24 protein-coding genes and 1 riboswitch are annotated in these 24,126 nt (G+C 48.2%); of the genes, 11 read left to right on the top strand and 13 right to left on the bottom strand.

Annotation, left to right across the window (positions count from 1 at the left end; all coding sequences use genetic code 11):
• The first annotated feature begins 6 nt into the window (after positions 1–6).
• From WH45_RS18140 to WH45_RS18120, 5 genes are all read left to right on the top strand, one after another.
• Positions 7–363 carry a thioredoxin family protein gene (locus tag WH45_RS18140; RefSeq protein WP_046215838.1) on the top strand — a complete coding sequence of 119 codons (357 nt, stop codon included), beginning with the start codon at positions 7–9 and terminating at the stop codon, positions 361–363.
• Between the two features lie 413 nt (positions 364–776).
• Entirely contained in the window at positions 777–1,790 is a 1,014-nt protein-coding gene (locus WH45_RS18135; protein WP_046215837.1) for a COX15/CtaA family protein, read from the top strand.
• Positions 1,791–2,600: 810 nt separating this feature from the next.
• Positions 2,601–2,756: riboswitch (SAM riboswitch) on the top strand.
• Between the two features lie 137 nt (positions 2,757–2,893).
• Positions 2,894–3,910: a methionine ABC transporter ATP-binding protein gene (locus WH45_RS18130; RefSeq protein ID WP_046215836.1), complete on the top strand. Its 1,017-nt coding sequence runs from the start codon at positions 2,894–2,896 to the stop codon at positions 3,908–3,910.
• Between the two features lie 5 nt (positions 3,911–3,915).
• Positions 3,916–4,584 carry a methionine ABC transporter permease gene (locus tag WH45_RS18125; RefSeq protein ID WP_152663595.1) on the top strand — a complete coding sequence of 223 codons (669 nt, stop codon included), beginning with the start codon at positions 3,916–3,918 and terminating at the stop codon, positions 4,582–4,584.
• A 94-nt stretch (positions 4,585–4,678) separates the two neighbouring features.
• A complete protein-coding gene (locus tag WH45_RS18120; protein WP_046215834.1) occupies positions 4,679–5,518 on the top strand; it encodes a MetQ/NlpA family ABC transporter substrate-binding protein in 840 nt (279 codons plus the stop codon).
• An 84-nt stretch (positions 5,519–5,602) separates the two neighbouring features.
• Here WH45_RS18120 and ybaK read toward each other — a convergent pair whose 3' ends face one another.
• Entirely contained in the window at positions 5,603–6,088 is a 486-nt protein-coding gene (ybaK, locus tag WH45_RS18115) for a Cys-tRNA(Pro) deacylase (RefSeq protein WP_046215833.1), read from the bottom strand.
• A gap of 137 nt (positions 6,089–6,225) precedes the next feature.
• Between ybaK and WH45_RS18110 the strand changes: the two genes are divergently transcribed.
• Entirely contained in the window at positions 6,226–7,038 is an 813-nt protein-coding gene (locus WH45_RS18110; RefSeq protein ID WP_046215897.1) for an SDR family oxidoreductase, read from the top strand.
• A 90-nt stretch (positions 7,039–7,128) separates the two neighbouring features.
• Here the strand turns inward: WH45_RS18110 and WH45_RS18105 are convergent, their stop codons facing one another.
• A complete protein-coding gene (locus WH45_RS18105; protein WP_046215832.1) occupies positions 7,129–7,668 on the bottom strand; it encodes a hypothetical protein in 540 nt (179 codons plus the stop codon).
• Positions 7,669–7,934: 266 nt separating this feature from the next.
• Positions 7,935–8,180 (bottom strand): NifU family protein, encoded by a 246-nt coding sequence (locus WH45_RS18100; RefSeq protein WP_017815716.1) that lies wholly within the window; start codon positions 8,178–8,180, stop codon positions 7,935–7,937.
• A gap of 215 nt (positions 8,181–8,395) precedes the next feature.
• Here WH45_RS18100 and WH45_RS18095 point away from each other — a divergent pair, with 215 nt between their 5' ends.
• Positions 8,396–8,650 (top strand): YuzB family protein, encoded by a 255-nt coding sequence (locus WH45_RS18095; protein ID WP_046215831.1) that lies wholly within the window; start codon positions 8,396–8,398, stop codon positions 8,648–8,650.
• 87 nt (positions 8,651–8,737) lie between these two features.
• Here WH45_RS18095 and WH45_RS18090 read toward each other — a convergent pair whose 3' ends face one another.
• Positions 8,738–9,814, bottom strand: coding sequence for an NAD(P)/FAD-dependent oxidoreductase (locus tag WH45_RS18090; protein WP_046215830.1), 1,077 nt, complete (start codon positions 9,812–9,814; stop codon positions 8,738–8,740).
• A 311-nt stretch (positions 9,815–10,125) separates the two neighbouring features.
• Positions 10,126–11,232 (bottom strand): aminofutalosine synthase MqnE, encoded by a 1,107-nt coding sequence (gene mqnE / locus WH45_RS18085; RefSeq protein ID WP_046215829.1) that lies wholly within the window; start codon positions 11,230–11,232, stop codon positions 10,126–10,128.
• Between the two features lie 446 nt (positions 11,233–11,678).
• Between mqnE and WH45_RS18080 the strand changes: the two genes are divergently transcribed.
• Positions 11,679–12,041, top strand: coding sequence for a HesB/IscA family protein (locus tag WH45_RS18080; RefSeq protein WP_046215828.1), 363 nt, complete (start codon positions 11,679–11,681; stop codon positions 12,039–12,041).
• 69 nt (positions 12,042–12,110) lie between these two features.
• On the opposite strand, the gene WH45_RS18075 is transcribed toward WH45_RS18080, so the two are convergent.
• The 6 genes from WH45_RS18075 to WH45_RS18050 all read right to left on the bottom strand — a co-directional run bounded on the left by WH45_RS18075 (position 12,111) and on the right by WH45_RS18050 (position 16,766).
• Positions 12,111–12,827, bottom strand: a complete 717-nt coding sequence (locus WH45_RS18075; RefSeq protein WP_046215827.1) for a metallophosphoesterase — start codon at positions 12,825–12,827, stop codon at positions 12,111–12,113.
• 345 nt (positions 12,828–13,172) lie between these two features.
• Complete coding sequence (locus WH45_RS18070; RefSeq protein ID WP_046215826.1) at positions 13,173–13,757, bottom strand: hypothetical protein; 585 nt, start codon at positions 13,755–13,757, stop codon at positions 13,173–13,175.
• A gap of 295 nt (positions 13,758–14,052) precedes the next feature.
• Positions 14,053–14,280, bottom strand: coding sequence for a hypothetical protein (locus tag WH45_RS18065; RefSeq protein WP_017815708.1), 228 nt, complete (start codon positions 14,278–14,280; stop codon positions 14,053–14,055).
• 214 nt (positions 14,281–14,494) lie between these two features.
• Positions 14,495–15,148 (bottom strand): TraX family protein, encoded by a 654-nt coding sequence (locus tag WH45_RS18060; protein WP_046215825.1) that lies wholly within the window; start codon positions 15,146–15,148, stop codon positions 14,495–14,497.
• Between the two features lie 46 nt (positions 15,149–15,194).
• Entirely contained in the window at positions 15,195–15,383 is a 189-nt protein-coding gene (locus tag WH45_RS18055) for a hypothetical protein (RefSeq protein WP_046215824.1), read from the bottom strand.
• 384 nt (positions 15,384–15,767) lie between these two features.
• A complete protein-coding gene (locus WH45_RS18050) occupies positions 15,768–16,766 on the bottom strand; it encodes an NAD(P)/FAD-dependent oxidoreductase (RefSeq protein WP_046215823.1) in 999 nt (332 codons plus the stop codon).
• Positions 16,767–17,415: 649 nt separating this feature from the next.
• Here WH45_RS18050 and WH45_RS18040 point away from each other — a divergent pair.
• Together WH45_RS18040 and WH45_RS18035 are read left to right on the top strand one after the other, a co-directional pair.
• Positions 17,416–18,609, top strand: a complete 1,194-nt coding sequence (locus WH45_RS18040) for an NAD(P)/FAD-dependent oxidoreductase (protein ID WP_046215821.1) — start codon at positions 17,416–17,418, stop codon at positions 18,607–18,609.
• Between the two features lies 1 nt (position 18,610).
• Positions 18,611–18,859 (top strand): hypothetical protein, encoded by a 249-nt coding sequence (locus WH45_RS18035; RefSeq protein WP_046215820.1) that lies wholly within the window; start codon positions 18,611–18,613, stop codon positions 18,857–18,859.
• Positions 18,860–19,096: 237 nt separating this feature from the next.
• Here the strand turns inward: WH45_RS18035 and WH45_RS18030 are convergent, their stop codons facing one another.
• Together WH45_RS18030 and hemQ are read right to left on the bottom strand one after the other, a co-directional pair.
• On the bottom strand, positions 19,097–21,100 hold the full coding sequence (locus WH45_RS18030) for a methyl-accepting chemotaxis protein (protein WP_046215819.1): 2,004 nt from the start codon (positions 21,098–21,100) through the stop codon (positions 19,097–19,099).
• A gap of 326 nt (positions 21,101–21,426) precedes the next feature.
• The gene (gene hemQ / locus WH45_RS18025) at positions 21,427–22,176 is read right to left on the bottom strand and encodes a hydrogen peroxide-dependent heme synthase (RefSeq protein WP_046215818.1); all 750 of its coding nucleotides are present in this window, start codon (positions 22,174–22,176) and stop codon (positions 21,427–21,429) included.
• A gap of 332 nt (positions 22,177–22,508) precedes the next feature.
• On the opposite strand from hemQ, the gene WH45_RS18020 reads away from it, so the two are divergent.
• Complete coding sequence (locus WH45_RS18020; RefSeq protein WP_046215817.1) at positions 22,509–24,068, top strand: replication initiation and membrane attachment family protein; 1,560 nt, start codon at positions 22,509–22,511, stop codon at positions 24,066–24,068.
• The last annotated feature ends 58 nt before the right edge of the window (positions 24,069–24,126 follow it).

Genomic DNA, 24,126 nt, shown 5'->3' with positions numbered 1-24,126 from the left:
ATCTCTATGCAAATGATTACAACAAGCGAAAGCTTTTATACAGCAATTAACTCTCCCAAGCTGACGGTTGCCGTCTACAAGGCCGACTGGTGTGTAGACTGCAAATTTATCGATCCATTCATGCCTGAAGTCGAAGCCAATTATGCAGATCGTCTTCAATTGGTGGAAGTGGATGTAGAAAGCGTAGGCGATGTAAGCCAGGAGCAGAATATCCTGGGTATTCCGAGCTTTGTCGCTTATGCGAGTGGTAAAGAACTGGTTCGCTTCGTCAACAAAGCCCGCAAATCCCGCCAGGAAATCGAACAGTTCCTGGACCGCGCGGTGGCTGTGTATGAGACGCTTAATACTCAGGCAGCCGAGTAATATAGCAAGGCGGTACAGCAGCAAGACAGCAAAACTAAAACGCATGTATCATTGGCAGCGCAGATAAGCTTGCACGTGAGAATAATAATTTGAATAAAAGCAGCCTTTTCCAATCCTGAGACTTGTCGGGCATGGGGTGATATGCATTTACCCTGATGCTTACAGCCTATGGATATGGAAAAGGCTGCTTTTTTACGGTTGCCGATAGATCAGGGGGACATTGTATAACCGATTTCAAATGAATCCGGTATTCCCGTATCAAACATCATATCTACCGTCTTCCTGTTCTGTCATACTACAGAGATTGATCATTTTTTGTCACAAACCGGCCGCTAGGATTCGATCAGAATTGATATAATAAGATTGACTTCAAATGAACGTCACTATCATATAAATAGCGGGTGATTCTCATCATGGCAAAAAAGCCACTAATAACGATTAAGCAACTGAAATGGCTGAGCTATATCACATGTCTCGCCATGTTCCTGGCGACGATGGGCGGCCTGGTCGTGACCAAAACGGGTTCCGGTATGGGCTGTGGAGCACAGTGGCCGCTGTGTCACGGCAAATTCATCCCGGCGTACACGATCGCTTCATTGATTGAATATTCACACCGTGCAGTCAGCGGATTTGCCGGACTTACGGCACTGTTTTCCTTTATTGGATTCATGTTTTTCAATAGAAACAAAGAGCTGCGCGTGTACGCTTCATTTACTCTGTTCTTTGTCATTCTGCAGGCAATCATGGGCGCATTTGCAGTCGTATTTTCCCAATCGTCTGCCGTTATGGCACTGCACTTCGGTTTCTCGATGATCGCGTTTGCCAGCTCGTCGCTGCTCGCGTTCAGCACCCGCCGGCTGCATCTGCGGCAGATCATTCACGATATTGCCGACGAGCCTCCGGTTAGTAAAGGGTTCCGCAATCTGACCTGGTTCGCTACGATCTTTACCTATATCGTTGTGTATACAGGTGCTTTTGTGACGCATACGGATTCACGCGGCGGCTGTTCGGGCTTCCCGCTCTGTAACGGAGCCCTTGTTCCTGAACTGTCCGGCGGCGTAGCGGTAGCTTTCCTGCACCGCGTCGCGGCTGTGGCACTCGTCATCGTAATTGCCATTCTCGGTCATTATGCTTATCGTCGCCATCCGCGCAACCCGGGTATCCGCAAAATGGGCATTCTGGCCGTACTGTTCATCCTGCTGCAATTTGTCAGCGGAGCAATCAACATCTTTACAATGGATACACCGGAAGTCTACTTCTTCGCCACCATGTCGCATACGCTGATCATCCAGTTCCTGTTCGGTATCCTCTGCTACATGAGCCTGCGCGTATGGCAGCTCAGCCGCGGCTCCTACGGCCGCCTGGCCCCGAATGCCTGGGGAGAAGGTACAAGTACCGCTGACCAGAAGACCGGTACTTTACACTAACTGATTCATAAATTGATTCGTAATTACGTTATTGATCTGTCAATTTCTATTCAGATGCATGAACAATAGACAAGCTGCACTGTCTCAAATGTATTATTAGCAGCGCAGCCCAACTGCAGATTGTAGATTTCCGCACCAAAGCCGTCCTTCATCACCGGACGGCTTTTTTATTTGCATTGAACAGAGTACATCACAATAGAGCAGTAAGAGCAGTAAGAGCAGTAAGAGCAGTAAGAGCACTTTTCCTTCCTGGACCACGCAGCAATTTCACCTTGCACTAAGCGGAGAGAAGAGAATTCTACCAATGACCGACATTTAAGAATGGAGATCGACCGCTGCAAGCGGTTATTCAAGATCTCCATTCTTAACCGGAGGAAATGGTAGAATCTCTTCTCGAAGCGGATGAACTATACATCGAACTATACACCGCTCGTCACAATAAGAGACGCTCTTACAAATACCCACCAATGAAAATGAATTTTCTTTGCATAACGATTCACCGACTCTGCCAGCCCAAGAAAAAGATCTAACATAATCCCCCTTTCCAGACGAAAAAGAGTAAGAGGCCACTTCCACCTTTTGAAAAGGAAAGCTTCCTCCTAATCTCTACCAAGCCTGTTTACCGGCGACCAGCCCTCTATTTCAGTACCTGAATATGTAACTTTTGACGAATCCCAAGTATTCTGATTAACTTTATGTGATATTTAATGAAATTTTGCTGAATTCATCGAAATTCCATATATTTTTGCTTTACAAACGATGTGATCTTCAATATACTGAGTAAAGATTTTCATTCGACGTTTTCATATTTTCTTATCGAGAGTGGTGGAGGGACTGGCCCGATGAAACCCGGCAGCCGATTTGGAAATGACCGTTAAGGTCTTATTTTCCAAATGACATGGTGCTAAATCCTTCAGAATGGCAGATGCATATTTTACAGCATCCTGCGATTTTGGCAGATGAGAAGGCAATATCTAGATGATAGAGAGCCCTTTTCTGCAAAGGGCTCTTTTTGTGTATAAAGCGGTCGCTTGAAGAAAAATTACTGAATGACAGCATAAAGGCTCGTAACCGAGCAAGCTACAAGGAGGAGGATCTGAAGCTTGATTCAACTGGAAAATTTGACCAAAACCTATGGCAAAGGCAAAAATGTAACCCCTGCCTTGTCCGAGCTGAATCTCTCGATCGAACGCGGCGAGATTTTTGGCGTTATCGGCCATTCAGGTGCTGGTAAGAGTACGCTTATACGATGTATTAATTTATTGGAACGCCCGACTTCCGGACGGGTATGGATTGATGGAGTGGACCTGACCCGTCTCAGCAAATCCGCACTGCAATCCCGCCGCCGCAAGATCGGTATGATTTTTCAGCACTTTAACTTGCTGTCCTCCGCTACGGTCTATGACAACATCGCTTTCCCGCTGCGTCTCGTCAAGACACCGGAAAAGAATGTTCGTGCCAAAGTGGAAGAACTGCTGGCTCTGGTCGGTCTGGAAGCTCATGCACGTAAATATCCGGCTCAGCTGTCCGGTGGACAGAAGCAGCGTGTCGGTATCGCTCGTGCGCTGGCAAGTGATCCGGATGTGCTGCTCTGCGATGAAGCGACTTCGGCGCTTGATCCGCAGACAACCGACTCCATTCTGAAGCTGCTGCTGGATATTAACCGCCGCTTCAACCTGACGATTGTACTGATTACACACGAAATGCATGTTATTCAGAGCATTTGTGACCGTGTAGCCGTTATTCATCAGGGAGGGATCGTGGAGAAAGGCCCTGTGGCCGAAGTGTTCCTGAAGCCGCAGCATGCTGTGACCCGCGACTTTATCAACCGGGAGTATACCCATGCCGAACTGCTTGATATCGCGCTGGATGCACCGCATGCGTCTTCCTCACTGGCCGTGAAGATTTCGTTCCTGGGTGACAAGACGTATCAGTCCATTCTGTCGCAGACCGTGCGTCAGACAGGTGTGGATTTTGCCATTATCCAGGGTACCATCTCCACACTGAAAAATGTCCCTTACGGACAGCTTATTGTTCGTTTTGAAGGGGAAGAGGCGCTGATCCGCCGTACAATTGAAATATTGACCGGCGAAGGCCTGGATGTGGAGGTGATCGAGTAATGGACGTGGGAGCACTTGATTTTACACAGGTAGACTGGACAGAGTTTGGTACAGCTACCAAGGATACACTCGCCATGCTCGGCGCTTCGGCATTGTTCACCCTTATTCTGGGACTGCCGCTGGGAGTCATCCTGTTTATGTCGGCTCGTTCCACATCACCTGTCGTACGCGTCGTATACACGGTGCTGTCGGTGATTGTGAACATTCTGCGTTCGGTACCGTTCATTATCCTGATCGTGGCACTGCTGCCGCTGACGGATAAGCTGGTCGGTACGACGATTGGTGTCAAAGGAACAATCCCGCCGCTCGTTATCGCAGCTGCGCCATTCTTTGCCAGACTGGTGGAGACGGCGCTGCGTGAAGTGGATCGCGGCGTGATCGAAGCCGCTCATGCGATGGGCGCTTCCGTATGGCAGGTTATCAGCCGCGTATTGATCCGGGAAGCGATGCCTGGACTGATTGCCGGCCTGACCGTTACGGTCGTGGCACTCGTCTCCAATACGGCAATGGCCGGTATGGTCGGCGCGGGTGGACTGGGAACGCTGGCAATTAACTATGGATATTACCGCTATGAGACAGCCGTCATGCTGGTGGCGGTTGTACTGATGGTCGTCATTGTGCAGGTACTGCAAATGATCGGCGACCGTCTGGTCATTTATTTCTCACGGAGATAGGAAAGAACAGGTACAGGCGCTGCCTGAATCGGTTCCTCCGAATTCCATATCACCAATAGATCAACCAAACTATCATAAAAGGGGCAAATATACTATGAAAAAATGGGCACTCGCTCTGATCAGCATCATGCTGATCGCTGTTGTCGCAGCTTGCGGCAGCAAAACAACTGGAGATTCCGCACAATCCGGCGCAGCTGAAGGCAGCAAAGAAGTAACACTTCGTGTCGGCGCAACCGCTGTTCCACACGCCGAGATCCTTAACCACCTCAAACCGGCTCTGGCTAAAGAAGGCATCAACCTGGAAGTGGTCGAATTCACGGATTATATCCAGCCGAACGTACAGCTGAACGATAGCAAACTGGATGCCAACTACTTCCAGACGAAGCCTTACCTGGATGAGCAAAATAAATCCCGTGGCATGAACCTGGTTACTGTACAGGGTGTACACATCGAGCCATTCGGCGGATATTCCAAAAAGTACACTTCCCTGGATCAGCTTCCTGACGGCGCAAGTATCGCCATCCCGAACGAAGTATCCAATGGTGCACGTGCACTGATCCTGCTGGCCAATAACGGCCTAATTGAGCTGAAAGACAAAACGAAGATTACTTCGGATGTAAAAGACATTACAGCTAACCCGAAAAACCTGAAATTCATACCAATGGATGCAGCGATGCTGACTCGTCAGCTGAACCAGGTAGATATGGCAATGATCAACATGAACTATGTACTTGAAGCCAAAATCGATCCTAAATCCGCACTGGTAGTGGAAGACAGCAGCGCACCATACGCGAACTATCTGGTATCCCGTGAAGACAACAAAGATTCCGATGCGATCCAAAAGCTGGCTAAAGCACTGACTTCCGATGATACCAAGAAATTTATCGAAGAGCAGTACAAAGGCGCAGTAATCCCGGCATTCGAAACGAAATAAGCATAGCAATAACCAAAATACGGTGAGCCCATAGATATGGCTCACCGTATTTTTGCATGAATAAAGCGATTGGGGAGATCGGCATTATTCCTCCATACATAATGGCTCAAATTGTGCCTGAACAACCTGAGCGAGTTCCTGCGGTCTCAGTTCGATCTGGGTACCAATCCGTCCTGCGCTGACAATCATCCGATCGAGTGACGCTGCCTGCTGATCGATAAAGGTAGGATACAGCTTTTTCATGCCTACCGGAGAGCAGCCTCCGCGGATATAACCGGTCCATTTCTGCAGTTCCTTGACCGGCAGCATATCGAGCTTTTTCTCGCCGGCAGCGCGGGCGGCCTGCTTGAGATCCAGCTCTGCACCAACCGGTATCACAAAGATATACAGTCCCTGTTTACCCTGGGTTACGAGCGTTTTATGGACCATCTCGGCAGGCTTATTGATTTTGGCAGCTACGGCATTACCGTGAATCTGGCCGTCTTCCGGATCGTATTCGTAGATTCGGTACTGAATCTGTTCCTTGTCGAGAATGCGCATGGCATTCGTTTTCTGTTTGTGGGTGCTCATGATCAGGATTCCTTTCTGCCGATAATCGTACTCTGGTTCTAATCTATCCAAAACAAAGCATGAATTCAACCGCAAAAAGAAGATTGGATGAAATCCGGAGAACCTTTTTGACATCTGCTATCACTAGTTTGTACACTATGAATAGACTCGAATTGAGTATTGATGACCAGGGAGGCATAGTATTGGAACGCAGAACCGCTCTAATTACAGGAAGCGCCAAGGGACTTGGCAAAATGACGGCGCTTACGCTAGCCGGTCAGGGCTATGACATCGCTCTAAACTATGTGCACAGCGAGACAGAGGCGCTGCAGCTGCAGCAGGAGATTCAGCAGATCGGTGTGCGCTGTATCGCTGTACAGGCAGATGTGTCGATAGAACAGGATATTGACCGGCTGGTGGATGAAGTGCAGCAGCAGCTGGGCAGTGTAGATATATTGGTAAACAATGCCGGCCCTTTTATCCGGGAGCGCCGTTTATTTATGGATTATGAACGTTCAGAGATTATGGATATGCTGCAGGGCAATCTGATCGGGGCGATGCTGCTCGATCACCGGGTACTGCCAGGTATGCGTGAGCGCAAGTGGGGCAGGATTATCCACTTTGGCTTTGGTCATGCTGCGGAATCGAGAGCCTGGCCGCATCGCGCGGTCTATGCGGCGGCCAAAGTAGGTCTGGTTTCCTTTACCAAAACACTGGCAGTAGAAGAAGCGTCCAATGGGATTACGGTCAATATGATCTGTCCTGGCGATATCCGCGGGGATAACAAGGAGAAGCGGATCGATGAAGTTATCGGCATGAGTGACGGAGAGACACCGCGCGGTCGCCCGGGCAGCGGCGAAGACATCGCCCGTGTCATTGCCTACCTGTGCGAGAATAATTCAGACTTTATTACCGGCAATATTATGGAGATCTCGGGAGGGCTGGACCCGATTCGTCCTTATGTAAAGTAAACAATAGATCGCCATTCAAATAAAGCAGGCACGGAGTGATGCTCCACGCCTGCTTTATTTGGTTTCCGTATAAGTATAACTACTGTGCAACTATGGAATGGTACGTACCGAGACAGTAACGGACCCGGCAGAGCCGTCAATAGTATGAGCATAGATATCCCATAAAGGGTGAAGATTGGCTGCTATGGCCGCATCGGACGAGAGTGTATACTTTACTTTTTTGCCGGCAGGAATACTTGCTTTGGCAAATGGAGTAATGCTGTCCGGAGATGTAATATGAATATCGATGCTTTTGTTACCTGTGTTTTGAACAGACAGGAGTAGAGCTTTCTGGCTTTTATAAGGAACAGTAATATGAGCCTCTCCATTTACCAGCTGAAAAGTCTGTAAAGGCATGATCCATGCTGCCGAAACAGATGGTGAAGCATCATTATCGGCAATAGTAGAAGGGAGTGGACGGTTCTGGCTGCTGTTGTCTTCTACAGAGCTAACGATAGGAGACGCATTGTGTATCACGTTATTATCGTTGGATGCACCCAATCGAAAGTCTTTGGTATACATGACGCCGCTCCCTACTATGAGAATAGCGAGCAGCAAAGCAGCGATTATCATCTTATTTCTTATTTTCATTGCAGGCGATCTCCTTATGTAGGCTGAGATAAGTATTAGAGCTTAGGGCAGGCTATAATGAACGAGCAACAGACTGGAATGATCTGTTTGCTCACATATACAAATATAATCTATTTATACCAAAAGTTACAAATTAATCGACTAGCTCCGTAGAGTTACTTTATTCATATTATTATGCAAGTTTACAGCATAAAAAAGAGACCTTCCTGCTGGAAGGTCTCTTTTGGTGGCAAATGCCTATAGATCAATGCATGAAAAGGAATGACTTAGAATACTTGCACTACCTCTTCCACACCTTCAACTTCTTCGAAAAGGGCGCGCTCAATACCGGCTTTCAGTGTGATTGTAGAACTTGGGCAGCTGCCGCATGCACCCATCAGTTTCAGTTTGACGATACCGTCTTCAACATCAACCAGTTCCACGTCACCGCCATCGCGCTGCAGGAATGGACGCAGTTTGTCCAGAACTTCCATTACTTCATCATACATTTCAGCTTGTACGCTTTCACTCATATTGTTCAACTCCTTTCGTAAGTATATTATAATATAAAAGTAAACCAATTTCAGCATTTGCGCCATTGATTTTTATACTCATTTCAAATTTATTTTGAAAATGAGTCACTACTCCGGCACAATTGGCATAGAACATGCTAAAATAGATCAGATGTACCAAGCAGAAAACCGTCGTTATTGGCACAATTGAAAGGATATAGATTGGAGAGTATCACATGAGACCCATTATTGAATTTTGTCAGAGCAATATGCATAATGGCACAGACCGCATTATGAAGCAGCTTGACAGCAACCCGGATTACGATGTGATCGAATACGGTTGTCTGGGCAACTGTGGTCAATGTTATGCGATGCCGTATGCGCTGGTTAACGGAGAAATTGTCGCATCCGAAGATGAGGATGAATTATATACATTAATTATGGATAAAATTAATGAGGCGGATGCCTGGGCTGATCTCGATCTTGATTGAGATCAGCTTTTTTGTACTCACAGACATGCCGGATAACGACAATTATTCAATATATCACCAGTGACAGGCGTAATGGAACAACATTCATTAACCAAAATGGTGTCTGGACATCCAGAGCACACCGCTCTTCAGCAGACGTGGTACGCGGCCGGTAACGGAACTTTTGCCACCAAACCCAAAGCCTGAACCGAAGCCGGCATGTTTGCCGAGTGCACCGAGTGTGCCTTTTAGCTTGAGTGGTTGTACTTTTGGCTGCTCGCCTTTCCAGCCGGCTACGATGACATTGGCAATCTGCTCGGCCTGTGCTTCGGCAGCCTGTGCGCTGGCAGCGAATGGAAGGGAAGCGCAGTCTCCGCATACGAAGATTTCCGGTCGGCCAGGAATCCGGTACAGATCGTCCAGGATTACGCGCCCGGAGTTATCCTGGTTGACGTTCAGCTCATCTACCAATGGTACAGGGCGAATACCTGCTGTCCATACGGTAATGTCTGCCGGAATGCGTTCATCCGGTCCGTTGTACACACAGTCTTCTTCCACACGGCTGATATTGATTTTGTTGCGGATCTCTACGTTATGATCCTTGAACCAGTCCTGTACATACTTGGACAGGCGTGGAGGAGAAGCGGATAGCAGTCTTTCGCCACGATCCAGAATACGTACATGCAGATCTTCACGGCTCTCGCGAATCTCGGCTGCAATCTCGATACCGCTCAGTCCGCCGCCAACGATATTGACAGTCGATTGAGGAGGCAGGTTGTTGACCCGGCGGTACGTTTCGCGTGTAGCTTCAAACGTCTGGATCGTGCAGGTGAAAGTATCGGCTCCCGGTACACCGTGGAAGTTATCCACACAGCCAAGAGCAATAACCAGCTGATCGTATTGCAGCGGCTCGCCTTCAGCAAAAGAGATACTTTTCTCATCCATGTTGATTCCGTTCACTTCACCATAGCGGATCGATAGCTTGGGATGAACAGGGAATTTGACACGCAGCTCCATATCGGAGGATGTACCTGCTGCGAGCGCATAGTATTCGGTCTTGAGTCCCTGGAATGGCATGCGATCCACCAGGATTAATTGAGTGTCTGCCGGAATTTTGTGATCCAGCAGCTCATGCAGCAGGGTGGTTCCACCGTACCCTCCGCCGAGAATGACTAAGTTTTTCATAATATCTTCTCCCTTTATGCAGTGTGATTAATTGAGAATGTTATGGATTCCCGGATAGAATTACATAGCTTGGAAACGATAATGTATACTGACATCATCCGGCACAGGGAAGTCACAGCAGAGACCGGGTAATGCCAATCGCCTGACGCTATAATAGGTTTATCGGCAGGCGGATAAACGGGCTTTACTTCAATGAGAAAGCATGCAGCTAAACATGCCTGTTCAATTAAGTAAAGCCCGGTGTATAGTGAAATGCGAGGCGCAAATAAAGGTGTTCCTGCAGGAGCGGTTAGACTTCTGCAGATCGACGGTTATTCGTACACTTGAATTTCGTTATAGAAGGTATCCCGCTCCACCGGAATGCGGCCGGCACCTTTGACGAGCCAGACCAGTTCCTTGCGAGTCAGACCTTCCGGCGTCAGGGCTCCGGCAGCGTGACTGATACGTTCCTTGAGGATTGTACCGTGCACGTCGGATGCGCCAAACGTCAGAGCCATCTGGGTCAGCTGGGTACCGATGTTAATGAAATAAGCTTTGATATGATCGATATTGTCAAGCATCAGACGGCTGATCGCGATCGTTTTGAGATCTTCATAAGCCGAGTTGCGACGCATAATGCTTGCGTTTTTGCTTTTTGGCTGCATGGATAATGGAATAAATACCTGGAAGCCGTTGGTCTCGTCCTGAAGTTCACGAATCTGAATCATATGGTTAACGCGATCTTCATAGGTTTCAATCGAACCGTACAGCATGGTTGTATGCGTGCGCATGCCCAGCTGGTGAGCGGTACGATGTACTTCCAGATAACGATCCACATTGGCTTTGTTGACGCGCATTTTTTTGCGGTATTCATCCGACAGAATCTCAGCGCCGCCGCCAGTCAGCGATTCCAGTCCGGCTGCCTGCAGCTCGACGAGTACTTCTTTGACGCCAAGTCCGCTGATCCGGGTAAAGAAGTCAATCTCCGCCGCAGTATAAGCTTTGAGTGTAACTTCAGGGAACGCTTCATTCAGTGCTTTGAGGGAATCCACATAGTACTGGAATGGTACATTGTTGTTATGTCCGCCAACGATATGGAACTCGCGTATGCCGGGATGAATATGCTGATTCACATAATCGACCATTTCCTGGCCGCTCAGTGTGTACGAGCCTTCTTCACCTTCATCCTTGCGGAAGTTACAAAAAGCGCAGTGAGCTTCACATACGTTGGTGAAGTACAGGCTCATATTCTCGATGAAATATACTTTCTTGCCGTTTTTGCGCAGATTGGCTTCGTTCGCCAGCTGGCCAATGGTCAGGATATCTTCGCTCTCGTATAAATATACCCCATCTTCCAGGGATAAACGCTCACCTGCACGTACTTTATTAATGATCTCCGCCATCCGGGTATCCGTATGTGGTGTAATAAGGGTGGACATGCTAGATTCCTCCTGTTCTCCTGTAACGCTTCTGTCTATGGTGTCTAATCCCGTAAGACGCTCTTGTCCTGTCTTACACCAATTTGGCACTATTGAATAATAGAAGCCTATATTATGATTCAGTTATCTGTGATTTGTCACAACATTCGACACAACTATATCAGTTTTGAAATAACGCCTAATATTCAATATACAACAATGTACATAAGAAGTCATCCATATTAACAATAATTGTGAAAAAAGTTACAACGGTAAATAAGGCTAAAACCGCAATTGTTTTTGACATAATTTCGACATTTCACGTCATTGTTCACTTATCCATTATAAACCTCTCATCAGACACGGGCAACACAATTACTTAAAAAATGAAGGTTTTTGCCAGGGATTCATCCTTGAGGCAATACCGGCAGAAGAGTATAATGAAAAGGGAAAAGGAGGGAATACGAATGATTACAATTAGTGATACAGCGGCTTCACGTATGAAGGAAATTATGGCTGCACAGGATATTCCGGGGCTGTTTGTGCGTGTGGGTGTCAGTGCCGGCGGCTGCAGCGGATTCTCTTATGCCATGGGTTTTGACAGTGAAGAGACAGAACAGGACATATACATGGACGTTCAGGAGATGAAAGTGGTCGTTAACAAAGAAGACCTCGGCCTGCTGAATGGTCTGGAAATAGATTACGAGGAATCCGGTCTTGCCGGGGGATTCACGATCAACAACCCGAATGCCATTGCTACCTGCGGCTGCGGAGCTTCTTTCCGTACCCGCAAAGAAGACGAAGTACTGGCGCAGCCTTGCGAGGATTAAGCACCAGGCAAGGAGCATAATGACTCAAACGATCCAAATAAAGCACAGGGAGAATGACATCCCTGTGCTTTATTTTTTGTGCACCGCATAAGAGATACCGTTCGTTGTATCCAGCGCATTGAGCTGTCCACCATAGGCGGCTCCTCCATCGATGCCGATAATCCGGTTGACCCCGCAATAAATATTGAAGTTGGCAGCATCCTGATGCAGATAAAAAGTGGGTGTATGGCCGAACACGACCAGCTGCTTGCCCTGATAGCCGGTATGAAAAGGTTCCCGGATCCAGAACAGCTGACGCGGCGTCGTCTCGGCTGCGGTCTTGCCCGGTTCGACGCCTGCATGTACATACAGATAATCGGGTGTCTCGTAATAGAGCGGCAGGTCCCGGATAAATGCCAGATGCTGCTGCAGCGCATCCGAATGCAGATCCGGCAGGTGAAAGTCCTCGCCCGACAGCGTGATCAAGTCTTCCCGGGTAAATCCGTAGCTGAGCAGGGTCGCCAGACCTCCGTTCACCTTGAGCCAGCGATTCCAGTCCGCTTCCCTACCGCTGGTCAGGGCACTATGCATCAGATCTTCATGATTGCCCTTTAGTGCGATAGCGCCGTCCCAGGTGAGCTGCATGACACGATCCAGCGTACCCCGGGAATCACTGCCGCGATCCACATAGTCACCAAGCAAAATCAGCTGATCCTGTCCGGGCTGATAATTGATCGTATCCAGCAGATGGTCGAGAAGTTCCAGTTCACCATGAATATCACTAATCGCTAGCGTACGTCCGGACATGAGAAGACCTCCTTGGCAATGAATATAATACGTCAGGATGAAATGAGTAGTTACGGGATACGAGGGTCGAATAGGTAATGGAAGGCTGCTCCGGACAGATGGAATCTGGTCCGGCAGTAAGATACTGCTACTTATTGATTATTACCCCGATTTGCCGGATTGAGTTGATAAAAGCCCAATGGATATGTTTCTCCTTTCTTGCTGCTACTGTTAAGTCCAATGCTTTAATCTCGGTTTCAAATAACCGATGACTTTCAATAAAAAATGAGAATAAGAAATGAAAACAGCCACCTGTAGCTTCCCGGTGGCTGTCTCGTTATGGTCATGTTTCGTAAAATCGTTTATTTATTTGCTTGTTGTGGATTTGGCCGTTGTTTTGGCAGCGGTCTGGACAGGCATGATTTCAATTTTGCTTACTTTGGTGGTACTGCCGGAGGCCAGCGTGATGAAGACGACATCACCGGCTTTGAGCGAAGACAGGGACTTTTTGGTCTCGGTGGCTTTGGTACTGCCTGCCGCACGGGTAACGCTGACTACGGTGGTTGCGCTGGTCGTGGTCAGTGTGGTCGCTGTTGTGCTGAATGTCTGGGCAGGGGGCTGACCGCCGGCGTTTGTTTTGGCTGCACCTTCTGCTGGAGCGGTAGGTGCTTCACCGCTTGGAGGCGCTTCGCCTGCTTTCGGAGCGGTAGCGCCTTCGGCACCTGATGGAATTGCCGGCTGTGTGGACGATTTGTAGATTACAATTTTGCCGGAACTGACGGATTTGATTTTGGCGACGACTGCATTCTTGTTGTTGGCGGCTGTCTTGGCAGCAGTAGAAGCGGCCGTTTTGGTGGTGGTCGCAGCATCTGCAGTAGAGAATGCTGTCAGCGAACCTGCCAGTAGAGCAGCGGATAGAGCGAGACTGGATAGTACTTTTATTGTTTTCATGAATGGTATTCCTCCTGGAAGGTAGATGATACAAGCCATCTGACTGGCTTACAGTTCACAGTATAAAGCGGGCAAATGAACACATTATGAACAGTGGATAAAAAGAAGCTCAGCTTCTGTTCATCTCCTATTCACACTTGGACTTTATGGCTGCCAGCCCCTGCATCCCTCCAAAAATGGACATAACCAAAAAGCCATCTTCCTCTCCGTCATGCATTAACGGAAAAAAAGATGGCTGAACGGCCAGCAGAAGATACTGCTGCCGGTAAGGAGAAAGATCTATAGAGTATACGGATCAATCAGTCTGAAACATGGTCATATCGCGGCTGTACAGACTCTTGGTACCGGATTGCAGATTGCGTACACGCACATATTTATTCGTATAGGCTTCTACATAACCTCGGCCGACTTCACAATACACGCCAGCAGGATCTTCCTGCCACACAATAATCAGGCTACCGGATAGCCCGGCGGTAAAAAAGTGAATGTCTTCGGTCAACGTATGCTTTTTATTGGATTTCATGGAGGAGCCCCTTCCTATATTAAAACCGCCTCACCGGCGGAATTGTTCCGGTAAAGATTATACTCTATGACCGGGCATATGGCGATAGCTTTTTTATATAAAAATAGAAAAAACCGGGAACACTAAAAATCCCGGTTTTTCGTTACTAGAGGGAGGCAGGAACCGCATTGGATTTCCCTTGTAATAATACGGAACTCTCCCCGCAAAGTCCTGATCAAAGATTAAAATAACCGTAGGCACTGCCCTGAACCATAATCGCAATGATCGCCAGATGTGCGGGATAGAATGCCCGCCATAACCAGCGCGGAGGAGCTATAAGTCTGACATCCGGGCGCAGTTCCGTACCGGCCGTGATCAGCAGCGTAGAGAAGATGCTGTAGATCTGGATCAGACTCATATGTCCTGCCAGTACAAAAATAACCGTAAGCGCAAAATGCGCCAGTACCATCATATAACCCGGCACATACCGGTAAATAAGAATAAGCAGAATGCCGTAAGCGCCGTAATCCGTATGCAGCAGTTCCGCAATAGCGCTGAATCCGGCAGCCAGCACAATCGACAGCGGGAACAGCTTGGTCGGGATGCGGTCGAGCAGCATTATCAGCAGTAGTCCAATCAGCAGAGTGAATACCACATTCAGATTCTCAATATTAAAAGCGAACATAAACGGGAACTGGGACACCAGTGCGATGATGAGCAGCCGGGTCATGTACTTATTCACATTCCGGGTATGCCGGTATCCGACGACCAGCAGATAGCAGTAGATCGGAAAGGCAATCCGTCCGATAATGCGCAAATACCGCTCATCAGAAAAAAAGGCATAGCCCAGATGATCAATCAGCATTGTAATCATTGCCAACCATTGCATAAGGCCACACCTCCATATTTATAACGATAATCAGTCAACCGATCGGTCAAAAACTAAGCATGACACCACGCACAGCCAGTGAAATAACAAGCACTCCGAAAATAATAAAACCTGTGCCCGCAGCTTTGCTGTTTTGTTTGAAAAATTTGCTGCCCAGCGCCACCATCATGCCGCCGATAACGAGCAGCATAAGTGAAATAATCAAACGAAGGGTAAAGTATACGCCAATACTCAAGCCGGTAGACCTCCTTATTTAAACAATATGCAATTAAAATCGATTTGGGATAACTTAATTTTAACAACTTCTTATTACTATACGATAAAAATCGGCCGCAAATCCAAGCAAAAGGTGAACAAATTGGCAACATCGGAAGCGCTGACAGAAAGAAATATACAGCAGCAGGCAATCACGCCGCTATTCGGCAGAACAGCCCATTCCCGGGCTTATTTCAAAATATACATAACATCATCTCGGATTCTCAGCAGCCGCTGATATCCAGAAAAAAAAGCGCCGCTCCTGTCCGGTCGCAATGATGGAAAGGAGCAGCGCTTCTGTTTATTCAGGCTGCAAGTGACATACAGGCCGTTCGTAGCCAGGATGCCGCTGTGCAAATCAATCTTACAGCTTCATGTTACTGCTGTGTCCCGGAGACAGCTTGGCATCCGGATCCACATATACTTTGGCATTGTTGATCGCTGTGGGTGCCTCACCAAAACCGACGGCAATCAGCTTCAGTTTGCCCGGATAGGTGGTAATATCACCGGCAGCAAAGATTCCTTCCACATTCGTTTCCATACGGGAATCGACGACGATGGAATTTTTCTCGATCTCAATGCCCCATTCCGCGATCGGACCGAGCGAAGACAGGAAGCCAAAGTTGATAATAACATCATCCACTTCAATCTCCTGGGTCTCACCGGACTTCACGTGAGCCAGAGTAATACGCTCGATGCGCTCTTCACCATGCAGCTCGGTGATTTCGGTCGGCGTGATGACTTTGACGTTGGAAGCCATCAGGTTCTCTACACTATGCTCATGCGCACGGAATTTGTCCCGGCGGTGAATCAGTGTCACTTCGGCTGCAACAGGCTCCAGCATCAGTGCCCAGTCGACAGCCGAGTCGCCGCCGCCACTGATCAGTACTTTTTTACCGGCAAAACGGCTCAGGTCGCTGACAAAGTAGTGCAGGTTGGTCTGTTCGAACTGGGCTGCATTGGGCAGTTCCAGACGGCGCGGTTCGAATGCGCCCACACCGGCGGTAATGATGACCGCTTTGCTCTCATGGGTACCTTTATCGGTCGTTACCACGAAGTGACGATCGCCTTTTTTCTCCACGTTGAGCACTTTTTCTTCCAGACGGATATCCGTGCTGAACAGATTCATCTGCTGCTGCAGGTTGTTGACCAGTTCCTGTGCAGTCACTTTCGGGAAGCCGGCCACATCATAGATATATTTCTCAGGGTAAAGGGCAGCGAGCTGTCCGCCCAGCTGAGGCATACTTTCGATCAGTTTGACAGATGCCTGACGCATACCGCCATAAAAAGCGGCAAACATGCCTGCAGGACCTCCGCCAATAATAAGGATATCGCTCATTTCTCCGGTGGTTGTAGATGTCACCGTACCACACCTCCATAAGTAGTGAAATCACAGTCTATAAGCAGAGCACTCAAGCGAGTGCCGGATGCTTCAATATAAGACATACATGCAAATCTTTTATCATTATAATCGGTTGAGAACGATTTTCAAAGGAAGGAAATGATCAATATTGTGAAGGGCAGGATCGCTTCAGTCGCTTTCTGAAAATTTAAGATTAATTTTTACATGAAATATACTGAAAATTAAATTTTCTCTTGATCTTTTCAGCGAAAATAGCTATCATTTCAGTTGTGTCGATAATGGTTTGTGACAGAAAAAGGACAGTTTTTTGAAAAAAAAGCAAATTTTTTTTGAAAAAATGGAGCATAAAGAGTACAATATAATGTGACATATCGTATAGCAATAACTAGACGTCATCTCTATTTCTGCCACCTGTTGTGTATATTTTCACAATTGCACTCTAGCGCTTCCGTGAAATTTATATACAAGTTTCTGCCAGAATGAAGAACCATTATCCAAGGTTTGGTTAAATAATTTATATCGTTTCAGTGCAGTGTCTGACTGTCTGTCTTCTAACGTAAGTGGGCAGCTGGATAATGCACGTAATGAATATCATTATGATTCAGCATTTTCTAATGCTCAATTGAACAATTGGAAGGGGAAAACAGACATGAGTAGCATTCCAAAAATCGTCATTCTGGGCGCCGGTTATGGCGGCATTATGACAGCACAACGTCTTCAAAAAGAACTGAACTATAATGAGGCAGACGTGACTCTGGTGAACCGTCATGAGTATCACTACTTCACCACTCATCTGCATATGCCTGCAGCAGGTACGGACGCTGAAGAAAACGCATATGTGCCAATCTCCAAACTGATCGACGAATTCAAAATCGATCTGGTGAAATCCAATGTCAAACAAATCCTGCCACAGGAGAAAAAAGTAATCCTGGAAGACGGTACACTGTCTTACGATTACCTGGTTATCTCCCTGGGCGGCGAGCCGGAAACATTCGGTATCCCGGGCATGATGGAAAATGCAATGATGATCCGCAGCATCAACTCTGTTCGCAAAATCCGCGAGCATATCGAAAGCCAATTCGTGGCTTACAAAACCGATAAAAAACCGGAGCGCCTGAGCTTTGTTGTCGGCGGTGCCGGCTTCACAGGTATCGAGTTCGTAGCCGAGCTGGCTGATCGTGTAGCCGATCTGTGCAGAAAACACGGTATCGACCGTTCTGCAGTAAAAATCTACAACGTGGAAGCAGCTCCAACAGCACTGCCAGGCTTCGATCCTGAACTGGTAGAGTACGCAATGAAAGTGCTGCAAAACAAAGGCGTTACTTTCCGTATTGGCGTAGCCATCAAAGAATGTCAGCCTGACGGCGTCGTCGTGGGCGACGATCTGGAGAAAATCCCGGCAAACACTGTCGTATGGACAGGTGGTATCCGTGGTAACCGTGTCGTGGAAGAAGCTGGCTTCGAAACCATGCGCGGCCGTGTCAAAATCGACGAATATCTGCATGTACCAGGCTATGATGATATCTTCATGATTGGTGACAGTGCACTGATGTTCAATCCGGAAGGTCGTCCTTATCCTCCGACTGCACAGATCTCCATGCAGCAGGGACCGGTCGTGGCACAGAACATTCTGGCTGCCATTCGTGGACAACAACCGAAGAAATTCGTATTCAGCAACAAAGGTACTGTCGCTTCCCTGGGTAAAGGCGAAGCTGTTGGTATCGTAGGCGACCGCAAGCTCAAGGGCTGGGTAGCTGCACAGCTGAAAAAAGTCATTGATATCCGCTGGCTGTTCATCATCGGTGGCGTATCGCTGGCACTGAAAAAAGGTAAATTCCTGTAAGATGCGTCATTGCAGCGTTCAGGTACGTGGATTGCTGACGCGTGACGAGCTGGACCGTTACAACGGCTTGATGGAAGCCGGTTCCTTTCTGGAAGAGCAAAGCCGTTATGATCTGGCTTATGTGATCCAGCAGGAAGTGGATCTGTTGATCCAGCCGGCCATTGAGCAGTTAAAGGATAAAAGCCGGGCACGTGACCGGGAAGAGCAGGAGTATCTCGCTTCTCTGAAGAATGAGGACACTGCTGAATAACCGAACTTTTCGTGAATAATGCTATGATATGCAGATACAGATAAAGAGCAGGCTCCGCTTAGGAGCCTGCTCTTTTTGTATTTATAACAGTCTATTCAGGAGAGAACAGAGCAAGAGGGATGAGGATAACGATTACTGATTGATGATGCTTGAAGCAGTATGATTGAAGTGTTAATTCAGCTTTGGCTCTTTCCAGATGGAATCAATGATTGGAATGTGGGTGAACTTGGCCCGGTGTTACCGGGAAGACGTATCGCCGGCTTGCTCATCCACTTTGAACTGGCCGATCTCCTGGAGCAGATGATTGGCGCTCTCGCTCAGACGTTTGGACGAAGTAGAGATGCTGGAAATGGACTGGGTCTGTTCGATAGTGGAAGAAGCGGCTTCCTGGGTAGCTGCAGCACTCTCTTCGGCTACGGCAGCCAGGCCGGTAATAACGTCGGATACCTGGATAGCACCGGATTGTACTTCATTGACACCGGACAAGACCTGGGTGATGCGGCCGATAATGCCATCGACCGAGCTGCGGATCTGTTCGAATGATTCGCGTGTCTCGCTCATGGACTGCTGCTGCTGTACTGTCGTCTCACGGAAGGAGGCGAGTACAGCAGAGCTCTGTCTGCCGGCATCCTGCAGTTCGGTCAGCAGGGCGCTAATGTCGGAAGCGGAATGGGAAGCCTGCTCAGCGAGCTTTTGCACTTCGCTGGCGACGACGGCGAATCCGCGTCCATGCTCACCGGCACGGGCTGCTTCAATGGAAGCGTTCAGGGACAAAAGATTGGTCTGGCTGCTGATGTCACGGATAACCTGCGTAATCTTGGCGATCTCTTCCAGCTTGTCGATGAGCAGGGAGTTGGAAGATTCTACACGTTTGGTCGATTCCTGACCTGCTTGGGATAGCGCGCTCTGCTGGGTAATGGCATCGGTACCGCGTGTCATTGCTCCATTGACTTCTTCGATCATGCTGGCAGCCTGTCCGGCATGAGCGGATACCTGCTCCAGTGATTGGGTCATGGTCATTACCATTTCGGCACCGGTCTGGATCGATTCAGCCTGGTCATTGGCACCACGGGCAATTTCTTCGATAACGGTCGAGATTTGCTGGGCAATATCTCCTGAGCTGGAGGCATTATTGTTCATTTGCTGTGAAGCGGCATTTACATTCTCGGCAGAACGGGAGACGGTCTGGATCAGATTGCGCAGAGCGGCCGACATGGTATTGAAGTCTGCTCCCAGCTGGGCGATTTCATCCTTGCCTTTGAATGGAACCTGTACAGTGAGATCGCCTTCGGCCAATTTTTGTGCGTTTTCTTTGAGAACATTCAGAGGCTTTACGATACGGGATGCGACTACAAAAGCGAATGCAGACAATGCCACAGTCAGTACAATCAGAATAAGAGTAATCTTGTTGCGTAACTGTACATAATCAGCGAAAGCATATTTCTCGGAGATGGAAGTGGCGATCGTCCAGCCGGTTCTAGGCAGCTTTTGATAGTACATCAGCTGTGGGTCACCATTGTAGCTGTAGGAGACCAAACCGGAATTGTTGGTAGTCAGGGAAGAGGCAATATTTCGATAATCAGCCTGCTCGGATAGCAGTTTATTAACAAAGTCGGTATTTGGATGAGCGAGAACATTTCCGTTGCGATCGAGCAGGAAGCTGAAGCCGCCTGGGGTTTTAATTGAATTGATATATTCGGTAATGGTAGAAAGATAAATATCTTCTCCAAGTATGGCGGCAACTTTTCCATTTTCATCTTTTAGGGGCATTGTAATGGGTACAGAGTATTTGTTAGTGGATATATCGAGATAAGGATCATTAACACTCAATTTGTTGGCGGCCAACCCATTTATATACCAGGGACGCTGGCGAGAATCATATCCTGCATCCGGTATCCAGCCACTCCCATCTACGAGAGCACCGTTATCAAGACCTAAATATAGATCGGATATGGTCCCATTATTGAGTTCGCTTTTGTATACTTCCAGGTGCTTGACAGTTACCTGATCAATGGGAATATTATCTTGAATAAATGTTCCTATCGTCTCCAGCACTTTGCTGTTGGTATTAATCCAGCCTTCTGTCTGACTTACGGCCGTTTTTACTGTACCTTTTAATTCATTGTTTACGGACTGCGTTGCTTCCTTGTTAAGTGCATACAGAGCAATGGTACCTACAGGTACGGCAATAAGAACGACTGCTGAAATGACGAGTAGAATCAACTTGAATTTTAAAGACATGTGATCTCCCTCTTTCTCTTTTCTCCGTAAAATAATGGTAAGTGTCAATGATTTTAATTTTATATCGTCAAACCGTCTGGGAATTATTACATTATTCGACACAAAATTTTCAGAATTTAAGCCTTTTTTACTAAATATATTGCAGAAAGTTTATTTGAAAGAAAACCCTTACAAAAAAGGAGGATGGACAAGACGGAAAGGTGAGCTTGCAGAGTCTGTCCATTTATATAAAAAAACCTGTACATGATCCGGAATATAGAGGATCATATACAGGTTTTGGGATGAATAGTAATCAATCTGCATCAATTACCAGGCATATGTGATATTTACAATTTCAGCATTTCTTCAAACTTCTCGCTGTCCAGCAGACTGCCTACATAGAAAGCGCCAAATTCGCCAAACCGTGCGCTGGCTTCGTCAAAACGCATTTCATAGACCAGCTTTTTGAACTGCAGGGCATCGTCGGAGAACAGGGTGACGCCCCACTCCCAGTCATCGAGACCGACAGAACCGGTAATGATCTGTTTGACCTTGCCGGCGTAGCTGCGGCCGATCAGTCCGTGGCTGCGGATCATCTCGCGGCGTTCTTCCATCGGCAACATGTACCAGTTGTCGCTCAAATTGCGCGTTTTGTTCATCGGATAGAAACAGATATAACGGGCAGCAGGCAGTGCCGGTTTGAGGCGGGCGACCACCTGTGGATTCAGCATCGGATCTTCCTCGCTCTTGCCGGCCATGTAGCTGCTCAGCTCGACGACGCTCACATAGGAGTATGCTTTTTCCGTAAACCGGGCAAAAGTCGTTTTATTAAATTCGGTCTCGATCTGATTCAGATCTTCGAGCGTCTCGCGCAGATGCATCATTACAAAGTCGGCTTTTTGTCCGACAATGCTGTAGAGCGCTGTGCTGCCGCTTCCTTCTGCGCTGATCGTGTTCCACTCATGGATAAGCGCGTTCAATTCTTCGAGGGCACCTGCACGTTCTTCATCATCGGCAGCTTTCCATGCCGTCCAGTTGATCGTACGGAAATCATGCAGTGCATACCAGCCTTCCAGTGTAGCTACAGCTTCGTTCATAAAAGAAATCACTCCTGTATGTGTAAGTTGGTCAACCGTGTATTTCCGGGAATATAATAAGGCGCAGCTGTTCAATCCATGCGCCCGGTCTGCAAAACCTGACCCTATTATTGTAACCGAACCGGTGGGGCAGGGCAATTCACTTCACACTCTGTTCATCGTTGCTTCATCCAAAAAAACGTTATTGATGTGCATTCCCTCAAACAATAGATCATGTTGAAGCACAGTGGTTATTCCGCCCATATTTTCACTTTATTTTCAGAGTGGAAAGTGAATGTTTTGTGGTAGAATAGAATTCCGTATAAATGGGTGCAGCAGAAAGGGGGCGGAATATGCGCATCAAGAATTTACTTCATTTTACAGAGAATCATCGTTACTGCGTATACCGCGAATTTGGATTGGGCAGTCTGGACGAACGGATGCTGAACCTGGTCTACCAGCCGCTCACCGGAGCGTTCGCCATCAGTCTGTACCGGCTGCTCTGTGATCATTTGAACGCTCAGCAGGTGGGCTATTCGCCAGTGGAGCAGCAGCGTGGTCTGTTTCTTACGCTCGGTCTGGAACCGGGGGAACGCGGACGCAAGCAGCTGATGGAACAGGCATCCCTGCTGGAAGCAGTCGGTCTGCTCCAGACGAGCCGGGTTTATTTTCCGAATGAGGATGACTATATATATGAATACGAACTGCAGCAGCCGCTGTCACCGGGCGAGTTTTTCCGGACACAGCATCTGACACTGCTGCTGCGGGACAAGATTGGCAAGTTTGCCGTGCTGTCGCTGCGTGAGCAGTTTTTCGCCAAGCAGCCGGAAGGCTGGGATAGCCAGTCCGTACAGAAAGAAAATATTTCACAGCCGTTCTATGATATATTTGAGCTGAATACGCATGTGATCGATTACGAACTGGAGCAGGCGCTGACCGAAGTGAGTACGCAGACTCGCAGCAACCAGCCGAAGCTGAGTGAAGACGATCTGATCAACTATGCGGATATCATCCGCTATTTCCCGCGTGGATCGCGCAACCGGCAGTTTGTGGAGAAGCTGCGCTTTCAGCCGGAACAGATGAATGTACTGAGTTATATCGCCTATAAATACAAGCTGGATATCCAGGATATCTGCCGGATGCTGGATGAGGACGGGATCTTCACTGCAGATGGCGAACTGGCCGAGGAAGAAATCCAGCGCCGGGCGAATCTGCAGTACCGTCAGGGCAAGAAGCGGACGGAAGAGCGTCAGATCCACGAAGCCAAAGTGGTCTCCCTGCGCCAGCAGCACCAGCAGGAAGCGGGCGAAGAGCCGCAGGATCTGCCGGTGGAGCACGCAGTGGAGATGGAATACTATCTGGAAGTGCCCAGACAGTTTACCGGCAAATGCGATATTCATCAGTACAATATGATGCTGCGCAACCAGCCATACACCCGGATGCTGGAAATGTTCTATCCGGGCAGTGTACCGAACAGTATTAATGATATTTTCGAGCATATCGATATTAATTATAAGCTGCCGGAAGAAGTGATGAATGTGCTTATTCATTACCTGCTGGCTGTCAAAATGTCCCAGCCGGGCGAGCGCCTGAGCGGCAAATTCGTGGACTGGATCGTGACCAACATGCTGAATCAGCAGGTCAATACGTATGAAAAGGCTGTCCGTTATGTACAGGAGCAGAACAAGCTGGATCTACGTATCAGCGATCAGGCCAAGCTGAAAGGCAAAGAAGGAGCGGCAGGCACAGCCAAGCGCACCGGACGAAGCTACGGACGCACGCCGGCACGTGCCAAGCCGGAGATTCCCATCGTGGAAGGCTCACAGGGAAAAGCATCCAGCATATCCGACGAGGAGCTGGCTGAGGTACTGAGAATGGCCGAACAGATGCAGTCTGGCAAAAACGGCGGCTAAACAGCCGCTGAACCGGCGATGAGCAGGATGCGCCGCAAGCCTGTCTGCCATCACAGGC

The sequence above is a fragment of the Paenibacillus wulumuqiensis genome, from assembly GCF_000971965.1.
Classification (GTDB): domain Bacteria; phylum Bacillota; class Bacilli; order Paenibacillales; family Paenibacillaceae; genus Saccharibacillus; species Saccharibacillus wulumuqiensis.
Note: the sequence above shows the minus strand (reverse complement) of the source record. Positions and strands in the feature narration are given on the sequence as shown.

Coding starts and splice junctions, on each gene's coding strand:
- WH45_RS18140 (WP_046215838.1), top strand. CDS start 7: ATGCAAATGATTACAACAAGCGAAAGCTTTTATACAGCAATTAACTCT.
- WH45_RS18135 (WP_046215837.1), top strand. CDS start 777: ATGGCAAAAAAGCCACTAATAACGATTAAGCAACTGAAATGGCTGAGC.
- WH45_RS18120 (WP_046215834.1), top strand. CDS start 4,679: ATGAAAAAATGGGCACTCGCTCTGATCAGCATCATGCTGATCGCTGTT.
- ybaK (WP_046215833.1), bottom strand. CDS start 6,088: ATGAGCACCCACAAACAGAAAACGAATGCCATGCGCATTCTCGACAAG.
- WH45_RS18110 (WP_046215897.1), top strand. CDS start 6,226: ATGAATAGACTCGAATTGAGTATTGATGACCAGGGAGGCATAGTATTG.
- WH45_RS18105 (WP_046215832.1), bottom strand. CDS start 7,668: ATGAAAATAAGAAATAAGATGATAATCGCTGCTTTGCTGCTCGCTATT.
- WH45_RS18100 (WP_017815716.1), bottom strand. CDS start 8,180: ATGAGTGAAAGCGTACAAGCTGAAATGTATGATGAAGTAATGGAAGTT.
- WH45_RS18095 (WP_046215831.1), top strand. CDS start 8,396: ATGAGACCCATTATTGAATTTTGTCAGAGCAATATGCATAATGGCACA.
- WH45_RS18090 (WP_046215830.1), bottom strand. CDS start 9,814: ATGAAAAACTTAGTCATTCTCGGCGGAGGGTACGGTGGAACCACCCTG.
- mqnE (WP_046215829.1), bottom strand. CDS start 11,232: ATGTCCACCCTTATTACACCACATACGGATACCCGGATGGCGGAGATC.
- WH45_RS18080 (WP_046215828.1), top strand. CDS start 11,679: ATGATTACAATTAGTGATACAGCGGCTTCACGTATGAAGGAAATTATG.
- WH45_RS18075 (WP_046215827.1), bottom strand. CDS start 12,827: ATGTCCGGACGTACGCTAGCGATTAGTGATATTCATGGTGAACTGGAA.
- WH45_RS18070 (WP_046215826.1), bottom strand. CDS start 13,757: ATGAAAACAATAAAAGTACTATCCAGTCTCGCTCTATCCGCTGCTCTA.
- WH45_RS18065 (WP_017815708.1), bottom strand. CDS start 14,280: ATGAAATCCAATAAAAAGCATACGTTGACCGAAGACATTCACTTTTTT.
- WH45_RS18060 (WP_046215825.1), bottom strand. CDS start 15,148: ATGCAATGGTTGGCAATGATTACAATGCTGATTGATCATCTGGGCTAT.
- WH45_RS18040 (WP_046215821.1), top strand. CDS start 17,416: ATGAGTAGCATTCCAAAAATCGTCATTCTGGGCGCCGGTTATGGCGGC.
- WH45_RS18035 (WP_046215820.1), top strand. CDS start 18,611: ATGCGTCATTGCAGCGTTCAGGTACGTGGATTGCTGACGCGTGACGAG.
- WH45_RS18030 (WP_046215819.1), bottom strand. CDS start 21,100: ATGTCTTTAAAATTCAAGTTGATTCTACTCGTCATTTCAGCAGTCGTT.
- hemQ (WP_046215818.1), bottom strand. CDS start 22,176: ATGAACGAAGCTGTAGCTACACTGGAAGGCTGGTATGCACTGCATGAT.
- WH45_RS18020 (WP_046215817.1), top strand. CDS start 22,509: ATGCGCATCAAGAATTTACTTCATTTTACAGAGAATCATCGTTACTGC.